Origin of the sequence: Acinetobacter sp. YH12218, assembly GCF_013417925.1 — a bacterium.
Classification (GTDB): Bacteria; Pseudomonadota; Gammaproteobacteria; order Pseudomonadales; family Moraxellaceae; genus Acinetobacter; species Acinetobacter amyesii.
The window spans coordinates 1-11,795 of sequence record NZ_VPDB01000040.1 but is presented as its reverse complement, the minus strand read 5'-3'; the positions used below and the strand labels follow the sequence as shown (position 1 = coordinate 11,795).

Here is an 11,795-nt window from a genome sequence, read left to right as displayed (position 1 = left end):
GATATGATACCAATGAGGCGAAGCGGAGCAAAAGCGCAGGTGCAAATTTCACATAAATCATTTCGAAACATTGGTTTGATTGGTCGTCCAGACAAATCATCAGTGATCGAAACCCTATGTTTGATCCACGATCATATTTTGAGTTTGGGATTACATCCTGTATTTGATACGCAAACAGCGCAGCTGGTTCCCTACAATAATACTCAGACGGTCAGCCGTAATTTATTGGGTGAAGTCGTCGATTTGGTGATCGTAGTCGGCGGTGATGGTTCATTGCTTCATGCTGCACGTGCCTTGGTGAAATATAATACCCCTGTGATTGGGGTGAACCGTGGTCGTTTGGGCTTCCTGACCGATATCAAACCCACAGAAGTGATTTTCAAGTTAGATCAAGTGCTCAAAGGTGAGTTTCAGCTAGACCGACGTTTCTTGTTGGAAATGGAAATTCGCTCGAAAGGCGAGTCGATTTATGATGCTGTGGCTTTAAATGATATTGTGCTGCACTCGGGTAAATCGGTACACATGATCGACTTTGAACTGAATATTGATGGGCAATATGTATACCGCCAACACAGTGACGGTTTAATTGTTTCGACACCAACCGGCTCTACAGCTTATGCATTATCTGGTGGTGGTCCGATTGTCCACCCAAGTATGGATGCGATTGCCTTAGTGCCAATGCATCCACATACTTTGTCGTCACGGCCGATTGTCGTCGGCGGACAAAGCGAAATTAAAATTTTGATTCGTGAAAATCGTGTTCTACCAATGGTCAGTGCCGATGGTCAACACAGTGTATCATTGGGTGTAGGCGATAGTTTACATATCCGCAAACATCCATTTAAGCTCAACTTATTACATCCACCTGGTTATGACTTCTATATGGCATGTCGTACCAAGCTAGGCTGGAACCAAGATTTTGACTCATTAAAGCAGGATTAATTATGAATATTGAACAGATGCTTGCCGTACTCGATCCTGAAATTGTTGGTCGATTAAAAACGGCAATTGAAATTGGTAAATGGCCAAATGGCGTAGCGCTGACTCAAGAACAACGTCAAATTTGTATGCAAGCGGTGTATGCATGGGAAATTAAACATTTGCCAGAAGATGAGCGTAGTGGTTATATCGACCGCGGGACCAAAGAAGAAGATGAGCATTGCGACTCGCATGTGGAAGAACCTGAGTTCAAGCCCATTCGTTTCGTTTAATCCGTTTTCTGTCTGATTGAAAAAGCCAGCTTAATGCTGGCTTTTTATTGGCTTGATGCATGCCTAAATTTTTTGCTTCATACTGCTTATTTAAGCGTGACGATTTGCCCACATGGTTTTGGCAGTTTGCATTGCATCATCAAAACTTGCGACGGCGCCCATGGAATACAGTGCAATTCCCATGGTTTCGATGACTGCGATTTCACCATATTCATGTACCTGTTGACCGTCCCAAACGGCTTTAAAGACGGCCAAATCGAGTTCTTCTTCGACGGGACTGCGGTTGTCCGTCAGTTTAGGCAATTCATGTTCATACATTTCACCATCCTTGATGCCACAAATTAAGGTTTTTGCATCGGGGTTACGTTCGAATTCACCACCTTCACCCTTAATGACAGCACTATTTTGATAACCCAATTGGAATGCCGCACGTTGATGTGATCCACGATAGGCTGGGTGGAAAATCGCTTGCATGGTGGCTTTGGCATTAAACGGATTTATTAGGCGGGCAAGGGTGTGAATTGGGGAACGCAAACCCATCACATTGCGCAGTGAAATTAGATCACTGAGTATTGGCGAAATGACGTCGAGCGGAATATAAGCAAAATGACGCTGATTGAGCTGCTGTTCCACATCTGTATCATTTTGGCAAATAGGAAAACCCAAATACTCTAATACTTGTTCTGTATAAAGGCGGTTAATGGTATGACCTGAAGCACCATGCATCACGACATTGTAGCCGTGTTTTGCCAGCGTTAATGCGGCCAATAAAAACCAAGGATAATGTTTACGTTTACCTGCATAAGATGACCAATCTAAATCGACATCAAGCTTTTTAAACTTGAGTTGATCACGGGAGGCTTGGACAAAGCCAGTGAGTTCATCGACAGATTCTTCTTTTACACGCAATAACATCAAGAAAGCGCCCAATTGAACGTCTAAAACCTCATCTTTTAAGATCATGCTGAACGCTTGGTAGGCTTCATTATAAGTGAGAGAACGTGCGCCATTTTTACCTTTACCCACGATACGGACAAATTGCGCAAAAGGATGTTCAAAATCTTTGTAAATATTTCGTTTATTGTTCATGCAAATACTGGGCTTAAAATTAGGACTTAAGGATAGTTTACTTCTATAGTTGGTATTTTTCAGCCTGATAACAGGTTTAAAAAAGGATGTCTTTAGACTATCGTCTAATGATCTCGGTCTATTATTTAACCGAAATTAACATTTGTGGCAGAACAAGCCATTAAAAAACAGGTAAAATTTAACCTACTTTAGTATGTGTTTCATCTCCTGATCAATGCGCTGATTTTATATCAGGTCCTGATGTGATTATTTAATCACCATACATATTTCGTTTTTCTGTATTTGGCTAAGTCAAATACCTTTGGTGCTCTTTTGTCGAAGACAAAGGGGTTTTGGGCTGTTTATTTTTTGAAAATAGACAAAAACTGAATATTTCTTTGAAGCAGAAATATATCGTGAAGTAATGTCATGGCTAAAAAACCAATTTATAAGTCACTATATTTTCAAGTGATCGTTGCCATTATTGCGGGTGTATTGGTGGGGCATTTCTCACCAAGTGGCACACAAATTATCAATGGTACCGAGCAATACGTAAAAGGCTGGGGTGAATTGTTCTATCCACTAGGACAAGGTTTCATCAAGCTGATTAAAATGATTATTGCACCTGTGATCTTCTGTACCGTGGTAAGTGGTATTGCAGGTATGGAAAGCATGAAATCTGTGGGTAAGACAGGTGGGGTCGCTTTACTATACTTCGAAATCGTTTCGACCATCGCACTCATTATCGGTCTTGCAGTGATTAATATTGCAAAACCTGGTGTAGGCATGAACGTAGATCCAGCATCTTTAGATACTGCAGGTATTTCTAAATATGTTGAATCTGGTGCAGCACAATCTACCCAAGAATTTTTTATGAATATCATCCCAAACACCGTTGTTGGTGCGTTTGCTGAGGGTGAGATTCTTCAAGTTCTATTATTTGCCTTATTATTTGGTTTTGCATTGCATAAACTTGGTGATGCAGGTAAGCCTGTATTGAAGTTTATTGATCAAATTGCACATGTATTCTTTAACATTGTAAACATGATCATGAAGCTTGCGCCAATTGGTGCCTTCGGTGCGATGGCTTATACCATTGGTAAATATGGTATTGGTAGTTTGGCGCAATTGGGTCAATTGATCATCTGCTTCTATATTACCTGTTTGCTGTTTATTTTCCTTGTACTTGGCTCAATTGCACGTATTTGCGGTTTCAGTATCCTCAAAATGATTCGTATGATTCGCGAAGAGTTACTGATCGTACTGGGTACGTCTTCTTCTGAATCTGTACTGCCACGTATGTTGAAAAAACTCGAACTTGCTGGTGCAGAAAAATCTGTAGTGGGCCTTGTTATTCCAACAGGTTATTCATTTAACCTAGATGGTACGTCTATTTACCTGACCATGGCAGCAATCTTTATTGCACAAGCGACCAATACACCGCTTGATATTTCGCATCAGATCACGTTGTTGTTGGTTCTACTCATTTCATCTAAGGGTGCTGCGGGTGTGACGGGTTCAGGCTTTATTGTGATGGCTGCAACATTGTCTGCTGTGGGTCATATTCCTGTTGCAGGTTTGGCATTGATTCTTGGTATTGACCGTTTCATGTCAGAAGCACGTGCATTAACGAACCTTGTCGGTAACTCTTTGGCAACGATTGTGGTTGCGAAATGGGTGGGTCAATTAGACAAAGAAAAACTGGATTTTGCTTTGGCAAACCCTGAAGAAATTGACCGTCAGATGCAAGAAGAAGGCAACGCACATCATGCCTAAGGCAGATGCTGTGATGTAAAAGATGTGTTTAAAAAGGAAGCTTCGGCTTCCTTTTTTAATGCAGGACTAAAGCCAAATTTGAACGCTTTAGTTTTTGGGCATGACGGCCGTTCTAAACTGCAATAGGATGGAGTTCAACAAAACAACAAACTTAACCAAGGAAGAAACACATGCTGGCTTATGATGCAGACTTAGAATTATTTCGAGATAACTTTCGCCGTTTTATGGCAGAGCATGTCGCACCACATTATGAGCAATGGGAACGTGAAGGCATTATGCCGCGATCAGTATGGAATGCCTTGGGTGAAAATGGCTTTTTATGTGTCGATGTGCCTGAAGAATATGGCGGCTATGGCGTCCCAACGCATTATTCACTGATGTTAGTTGAAGAATCTGCTCGCGCAGGTTTTAGTGCATTATCGACAGGTATTTCATGCCATTCTGAAATTGCAGCGCCTTATATTTTGCACATTGGTTCAGAAGAACAAAAACAATATTGGTTACCGAAAATGGTCACAGGTGAGGTGGTCGGTGCTATTGGTATGACAGAGCCGGGAGCAGGTTCGGACTTGCAGTCTATGCGCAGTAGTGCAATTTTGCAGGGTGATCATTATCTGCTCAATGGCTCGAAAACTTTTATTTCAAATGGTCAACATGCAGACCTTGTGGTATTGGCTGCGAAAACTGATCCACAAGCACGTGCCAAAGGTGTGTCATTACTTTTAGTCGATACACATTTGGATGGATTTAAGAAAGGTACCAACCTCGACAAAATTGGTCTGCATGCGCAAGACACTTCAGAGTTGTTTTATGACAACGTCAAAGTGCCAAAAGAGCAACTTTTGGGTCAAGCTGGACAAGGCTTTGCTTACTTGATGCAAGAGTTACCGCGTGAACGTACCGCAATTGCCTCGACTGCAATTGGTGCGATTCGCGGTTCCATTGATGTGGCAACGCAGTATGTTAAAGAGCGACAAGCGTTCGGACAGGCGATCGGACAGTTCCAAAATACTCGTTTTGTCTTGGCACAGGCTAAGATTGACGAATTGGCTACAGCGGCATTTTATAATCAAAATGTTGAACTTTATATGCAAGGCAAACTTGATGTTGAAACTGCAGCAGCACTCAAGAGCTTTTCTACCGATATGCAAATGAAAGTGGCCCATAATCTACTTCAATTATTTGGTGGCTATGGTTATATGACCGAATATCCAATTTCACGTTTCTTTGTCGATGCACGTATTCAGCAAATCTACGGTGGCACCAATGAAATTATGAAAGAAATCGTGGCACGAAGTATTTTAGGTCGATAAACAATTTATCAGGCTGAAATTAAAATAGCGAAGTGAAGACTTCGCTATTTTTTTTAGGATGTATTTCTATAGAGACGATGTATTTCTATAGATTTGCTTATTTGAATTAGATTGTGTGTTTAATTTTGCGTGAATATTTTGAAACCTATGATAATGACGGTTGCCCCAAAACTTGCAAACAGACTTCAATAAATTCAGGTGTATCTAAAGTACTGCGAGACGATATATATAGGTTATTATCATTCACAACCGATTGATCCGACACCACCACACCTGCGTTTAACAAAGCGGATTTAAGTGTTTCAGATTGGGCGAAATGGCGACCTTGTATGACACCAGCTTCTAGTAACAACTGTGGACCATGGCAACTGCTCAAGATCGGCTTTTGGCTATCTGCAAAATTACGTACAAAATAGATAAAACGGTCATCTAAAGCGAGTTTCTCTGGGGAATAACCGCCGGGAATAAATAAGGCATCAAAATCATGCACAGAGGCATCGTCGATACTTTGGTCAATGGTGATCTGGGAACGGCGTTTCATGCCGTAAACGATTTTTCCAACCTGATCTTCGATATTGATAATGCTGTGCCGAGCGGCTCGAAAGGCCTCCACAGGCTCAAGATACTCAATATCTTCAAAATCGTAGGTCACTAACACTGCAATTTTCTTGTGCATACTTGTACCTATGGGGCTGTTATTTTTTTTCTGATATTTAGACTACAAAGCAATGATAAGAATTACCTGTGTCTTTTGTAATAAATGCGTCAATGACTGTAAACACTAGATGAAAGTGCCTATTAAGTCACTGAAAAAACGATCAATGACCAAGTGTTTATATAGATCATCTTTAAGTTTCAAATTATTTCTATGCCATGAAAACCAAGTTTTGAAATTTTTATTTTGCTTCAAGTATTGAGAGCAAAATTTAAAACTGAAATGACCAATGAAACAAATTGATTGATGGGCTTATACAAGGAGATGGATCTGAGGCAAATTTGGAGGAAAAGAGAAGGTCTATTTATTGTGCTGCTCAAGATGAATGATCAATAAAGCCGTCAAAAGGTAAGATTTGCCTTAATTATGGCTTTACCTATCAGTTTGGCTGTTTTGGCTCTTAAGTTAAGCTGATGAAGCTTTAATCAACTGTATGTTTTTAAGGCTGAAACCATCAAAGTCGTATTGCGCAACATTTGAAAGCTAACTATTGTTATACTGTTTGCAAAATTTTTTTGAAGGGCGACATAACAATGATCAACGATGATCAAAACACTCCGACTTCTCTGGACTTAGCTCAAATTCGTGAAGATATCGACTCTGTTGATATGCAGATTCAACAACTTATCAACCGTCGTGCGAAACTAGCTGAAGCTGTGGCAAAAGCAAAATTTGCTGCAGAAGAGAATCCATTGTTTTATCGTCCTGAACGTGAGGCGCAAGTTTTACGCAAAGTTATGGATCGTAACGAAGGCCCATTGTCTGATGTGACAATGGCACGTTTATTCCGTGAGATCATGTCGGCTTGTTTAGCCCTTGAAGCACCGCAAAGTATTGCGTTCTTAGGTCCAGTTGGGACTTATACACATTCGGCAGTGTTGAAACACTTTGGTCAAGACGCTGTGGTGCGCCCATTACCAACAATTGATGAAGTATTCCGCGAAGTAGAAGCAGGCAGTGCGCACTATGGTTTAGTGCCTGTTGAAAACTCATCTGAAGGGGTAGTGAACCATACTTTAGATTGCTTTAAATCTTCACATCTGAATGTTATTGGTGAAGTGGAACTGCGTATTCATCACCAATTCTTAGTGTCTGAAAACACACGTAAAGACAGCATTAAACAAATTTATGCTCATCAACAAACTTTGGCGCAATGCCGTGGTTGGTTAGATGCTCATTATCCAGGTGTAGAACGTGTTGCACTCAGTTCAAATGCAGAAGCTGCACGCCGTATTCGCAATGAATGGCACTCAGCAGCAATTGCTTCTGAAGTCGCTGCGAACATTTACAACCTTGAAATTTTGCATAGCAATATTGAAGACAATCCTGAAAATACTACTCGTTTCTTGGTGATTGGTCGTGAGAAAGTACCGCAATCGGGCAATGATAAAACTTCATTGTTGATTTCTGCGCATGACCGTGCAGGGGCATTACTTGAAATTCTTGCACCGTTTGCCAAGCATAATATTAGCTTAACAAGTATCGAAACACGTCCTGCATTACCAGAAAAATGGGCTTATGTATTCTTTGTGGACTTGGAAGGTCATGTTGAGCAAGAAAACGTGAAAGCGGCGATTGAAGAAATTCGTCCATTGGTTAAAGAAATTCGTGTATTGGGTTCATATCCGATTGCTGTTCTTTAAGATCACAACTGTGATCAATTCCATCAGGAGTTGATCACCTTCATCATTTGAAAAAACTGGAAGTGTAAAATGACGTTTGTCCCAGCCAATGAAGGCATTGCAAAGCTAAAGCCTTACCAACCAGGTAAACCAATTAGTGAACTTGAGCGTGAGTTGGGTATTACAGATATCGTAAAACTCGCATCAAATGAAAACCCATTGGGTTGTTCTGACAAAGTGAAAGAAGCGGTTGCTGCTGAACTTGCAGAAATTGGTCGATATCCGGATGGTGGCGGTTTTATTTTGAAAGACCAAGTTGAAAAACAATTTGGTATTGCACATGACCGCATTACGTTGGGTAATGGTTCAAACGATCTTCTAGAAATTTTCGCTCGTGCTTTTGTTTCAGAGCAAGACTCTGTGGTGTATAGCCAACACGCATTTGCTGTGTATGGTCTGGTGACACAAGCCATTAATGCTGAAGCGATTGAAGTGCCTGCAAAAGGTTTTTCACATGACCTAGATGCAATGGCTGCGGCAATTAAAGACAATACTAAATTGATTTTTATTGCGAACCCAAATAATCCAACAGGTACATGGTTTGAAGAAGCTGAATTTGAAGCGTTCATGCAAAAAGTACCTGCAAATGTGATCGTGGTTTTAGATGAAGCTTATGTGGAATATTTCCCAGAAAACTTCAACAGCTTGAAATTCTTAGATCAATACGCAAACTTAATCGTTAGCCGTACCATGTCAAAATGCTATGGCTTGGCTGCGCTACGTGTTGGTTTTGCTTTGGCTTCAGTTGAAGTGACGGATTTCCTTAATCGTATTCGTCAACCATTTAACGTCAACCATCTTGCGATGGTGGCTGCAGTTGCTGCACTTAAAGATGAAGCGTTTATTGAAAAATCACGCGTAGTGAACAAAGCGGGTATGGCTCAACTTGAGTCAGGCTTTGATGCTTTAGGTTTAGCGTATGTGCCTTCACGTGCCAACTTCATTTTAGTTAATGTAAAAGCAGATCCTGCACAGACTTTCAATGCTTTATTAAAAGAAGGTGTGATTGTTCGTCCAGTTGGTATCCCCGAGCATTTACGTGTATCAATTGGGACTGAAGCTGAAAATGCTAAATTCTTAGCGGCATTGGCTAAAGTTTTGGGCTTAGAGGCTAAAGCTTAAGTCATGTCTGTACCACTATTTGAAAAAGTTGCTTTTATTGGGCTTGGGCTAATTGGCTCAAGCCTAGCTCGTGTCATGATTGCTGAAGGATTGGCTAAGGAAATTGTGGCGTCTACGCGTTCACAAAAAACTTTAGAAGATGCAAAAGCTTTAGGACTTATTCAGCAGGGTTATAGCGATCCTGCTGAAGCGGTCAAAGGTGCAGATCTCGTTGTCTTGGCTTTACCTGTTCGTGCGACACAAAAAGTCCTTGAGGTGATCAAACCTTATCTATCCGAACAGACGATTATTACCGATGTTGGGAGTACCAAAGGCAATGTCGTTGATGCAGCGAAAGCAGTCTATGGTGAGCAATTACCTGCTGGTTTTGTACCGGGGCATCCGATTGCTGGGGCTGAACTAACAGGTGTGCATGCAGGTAAGGTAGATTTATTTGCTAATCACAAAGTGATTTTGACACCATTACCAAGCAGTGCAGATTGGGCTGTAGAGAAACTGATTCAATTGTGGCAAGCTGCCAAAGCGGAAGTAATTTGCATGGATGTGGAAAAACACGATGAAGTGTTGGCCCATACCAGTCATCTTCCGCATTTGATGGCATTTAACTTGGTTGAGCAACTTGCGAACCGAGAAGACAATTTAGATATTTTCCGTTATGCCGCTGGCGGTTTTCGTGATTTCTCACGCATTGCTGCAAGCGACCCACATATGTGGCATGACATCTTTTTTGCCAATAAAAAGGCAATTTTAAATGCGGTAGATGGCTTTGAAAAACAATTGGCTATTCTTCGCAAACTGATTGAAGATGAAAATTCACAAGCGTTGATGGGACTGTTGGGGCATGCACAAGCGGCACGTCAACATTTCAATCACATGCTCGCAAAGAAACCACTGATGGAGAAAAATAAAGTGACGACACAGCAATTCAAAATTTTACCGGGTCCAAAGCAATTCCAAGGTAAATTTACTGTGCCAGGTGATAAATCTGTGTCACATCGCTCTATCATGTTTGGTGCTATTGCAGAAGGCACAACGCATGTCACTGGTTTCCTTGAAGGTGAAGATGCCTTGGCAACCCTTCAAGCATTCCGCGATATGGGTGTAAGTATTGAAGGCCCTAAAAACGGCGAAGTCACTATTCATGGTGTAGGCATGCATGGTTTAAAAGCACCTGCAGGCGCTTTGTATATGGGCAATTCAGGTACTTCAATGCGTTTGCTTTCAGGCATGTTGTCGGCACAAAAGTTTGATTCGGTGATGACGGGTGATGCGTCATTATCAAAACGTCCAATGGAACGTATTGCCAAACCATTACGTGAAATGGGTGCGCAAATTCAAACTACAGGTGAGCGTGGTACGCCGCCAGTATCTATTTCTGGAAGTCAAAACCTGAAAGGTATTCATTACGACTTACCAATGGCATCTGCACAAGTAAAATCCGGTATTTTGTTGGCTGGTCTTTGGGCGGAAGGTGAAACTGTTGTCACTGAGCCGGAACCAACACGTGACCATTCAGAGCGTATGCTTCGTGCATTTGGTTATGACGTGAAAACAGAAGGCAACCGCATTTCACTTCAAGGTGGCGGCAAGTTAGTCGGTACAGACATTCAAGTACCCTCTGACATTTCATCTGCAGCATTCTTTATGGTGGGTGCAGCGATTACTGAAGGTTCAGATGTCACACTCGAAGCGGTTGGCATTAATCCAACACGTACAGGTGTGATCGAAATTTTAAAACAGATGGGTGCTGACCTGACTGTTGAAAATGAGCGTATCGCTGGTGGTGAGCCGATTGCAGATATTCGTATTCGTGGTTCACGCACGCTTAAAGGCATTCATATGCCAGAAGATCAAGTGCCATTGGCGATTGATGAATTTCCAGCACTGTTTATTGCAGCGGCATGTGCAGAAGGTCAAACCATTTTGACCGGTGCAGCTGAACTTCGAGTGAAAGAGTCGGATCGTATTCAAGTGATGGCAGATGGCCTAAAAATTATGGGTATTGACTGCACGCCTACTGATGACGGCATCATTATTGAAGGTCAAGGTAAAACGGGTGAGTGGGGTGCAATCTTCACAGGTGGTCAAATTGAGTCACATCATGACCACCGTATTGCAATGAGCTTCTCAATGGCAGGTTTACGTACTTCGGGTGAAATTAATATCGTGGGTACAGAAACCGTTGCGACCAGCTTCCCGACATTTACAGAGCTAGCGACTCAAGCCGGTTTAACGATTGTGGTAAGTGAATAAATAATTCACTAAATTTGTATATTTATTCAACAACAGCCAAGCAAATGCTTGGCTGTTTGGTTTTAATTGCTTATGCTAAAACCATACAACAAGAATGTCTTTGGATAGATACATGAGAAAACTACAATTCACCGCCCATAGCGATTCAAATCGAGTTGAAAGCAGTGCTGATACGCAAACTCAAGTGGCTGAGTTTTTAGCAAGTAAGCTTGAGAAATATGGCTTTCAAACGTTATCGCAAAGTGGTGATCAGATTGCAGTCAGTGTCGATCAGCATGAATTGCCACTTTCAGTGACATGTCAGGGGCAGGATGAATCCGGTCGTCTAGTCTGTGAAATTACCTCTTATCCAGATGAAGACCAAGATTGGTTAGATCGTATTACTGAGCAAAGTCTATTGAACCAATTGGCTCAAGCGGTCGAAAACAGTTTAAAAGAAGAAGAGTCATATAGTGAGTTTCAATGGAAACAAATGACGAAATGATCTGAAAATTTGAATTAAAAATCATCCATAAAAAAGCAGCATAGCGCCACTGCTGTCCCACAATTTTTCACAAGAGGAAGCTCATTTGAGCTTCCTCTTGTTTTATGGGTATTTTATCGGGTGAAAATAAAGCTTTTAAAGTTCTTCTTTCAAACAAATTCACTTGAATTA

10 protein-coding genes are annotated in these 11,795 nt (G+C 41.4%); 8 read left to right on the top strand and 2 right to left on the bottom strand.

The window, feature by feature from the left end; genetic code table 11:
- The first annotated feature begins 3 nt into the window (after positions 1 to 3).
- Both FTV03_RS11635 and FTV03_RS11630 read left to right on the top strand, forming a co-directional pair.
- A complete protein-coding gene (locus FTV03_RS11635) occupies positions 4 to 942 on the top strand; it encodes an NAD(+) kinase (protein WP_078189100.1) in 939 nt (312 codons plus the stop codon).
- A gap of 2 nt (positions 943 to 944) precedes the next feature.
- Positions 945 to 1,211, top strand: coding sequence for a YeaC family protein (locus tag FTV03_RS11630; protein WP_078189099.1), 267 nt, complete (start codon positions 945 to 947; stop codon positions 1,209 to 1,211).
- A gap of 90 nt (positions 1,212 to 1,301) precedes the next feature.
- On the opposite strand, the gene FTV03_RS11625 is transcribed toward FTV03_RS11630, so the two are convergent.
- Positions 1,302 to 2,300 carry a glycosyl transferase family protein gene (locus FTV03_RS11625; RefSeq protein ID WP_180041487.1) on the bottom strand — a complete coding sequence of 333 codons (999 nt, stop codon included), beginning with the start codon at positions 2,298 to 2,300 and terminating at the stop codon, positions 1,302 to 1,304.
- A gap of 408 nt (positions 2,301 to 2,708) precedes the next feature.
- Between FTV03_RS11625 and FTV03_RS11620 the strand changes: the two genes are divergently transcribed.
- The gene (locus tag FTV03_RS11620) at positions 2,709 to 4,055 is read left to right on the top strand and encodes a dicarboxylate/amino acid:cation symporter (protein WP_180005246.1); all 1,347 of its coding nucleotides are present in this window, start codon (positions 2,709 to 2,711) and stop codon (positions 4,053 to 4,055) included.
- A gap of 170 nt (positions 4,056 to 4,225) precedes the next feature.
- Complete coding sequence (locus FTV03_RS11615) at positions 4,226 to 5,368, top strand: acyl-CoA dehydrogenase family protein (protein ID WP_180020843.1); 1,143 nt, start codon at positions 4,226 to 4,228, stop codon at positions 5,366 to 5,368.
- Between the two features lie 145 nt (positions 5,369 to 5,513).
- Here the strand turns inward: FTV03_RS11615 and FTV03_RS11610 are convergent, their stop codons facing one another.
- Positions 5,514 to 6,044 carry a DJ-1/PfpI family protein gene (locus FTV03_RS11610; RefSeq protein WP_180041486.1) on the bottom strand — a complete coding sequence of 177 codons (531 nt, stop codon included), beginning with the start codon at positions 6,042 to 6,044 and terminating at the stop codon, positions 5,514 to 5,516.
- A gap of 572 nt (positions 6,045 to 6,616) precedes the next feature.
- On the opposite strand from FTV03_RS11610, the gene pheA reads away from it, so the two are divergent.
- The 4 genes from pheA (at position 6,617) to FTV03_RS11590 (ending at position 11,624) form a co-directional block, all read left to right on the top strand.
- On the top strand, positions 6,617 to 7,726 hold the full coding sequence (gene pheA, locus FTV03_RS11605; RefSeq protein WP_078194414.1) for a prephenate dehydratase: 1,110 nt from the start codon (positions 6,617 to 6,619) through the stop codon (positions 7,724 to 7,726).
- 69 nt (positions 7,727 to 7,795) lie between these two features.
- Positions 7,796 to 8,887 carry a histidinol-phosphate transaminase gene (hisC, locus tag FTV03_RS11600; protein ID WP_078189092.1) on the top strand — a complete coding sequence of 364 codons (1,092 nt, stop codon included), beginning with the start codon at positions 7,796 to 7,798 and terminating at the stop codon, positions 8,885 to 8,887.
- A gap of 3 nt (positions 8,888 to 8,890) precedes the next feature.
- Positions 8,891 to 11,140, top strand: a complete 2,250-nt coding sequence (locus FTV03_RS11595) for a bifunctional prephenate dehydrogenase/3-phosphoshikimate 1-carboxyvinyltransferase (protein ID WP_180041485.1) — start codon at positions 8,891 to 8,893, stop codon at positions 11,138 to 11,140.
- A 112-nt stretch (positions 11,141 to 11,252) separates the two neighbouring features.
- The gene (locus FTV03_RS11590; protein WP_180020847.1) at positions 11,253 to 11,624 is read left to right on the top strand and encodes a hypothetical protein; all 372 of its coding nucleotides are present in this window, start codon (positions 11,253 to 11,255) and stop codon (positions 11,622 to 11,624) included.
- Positions 11,625 to 11,795 lie beyond the last annotated feature (171 nt).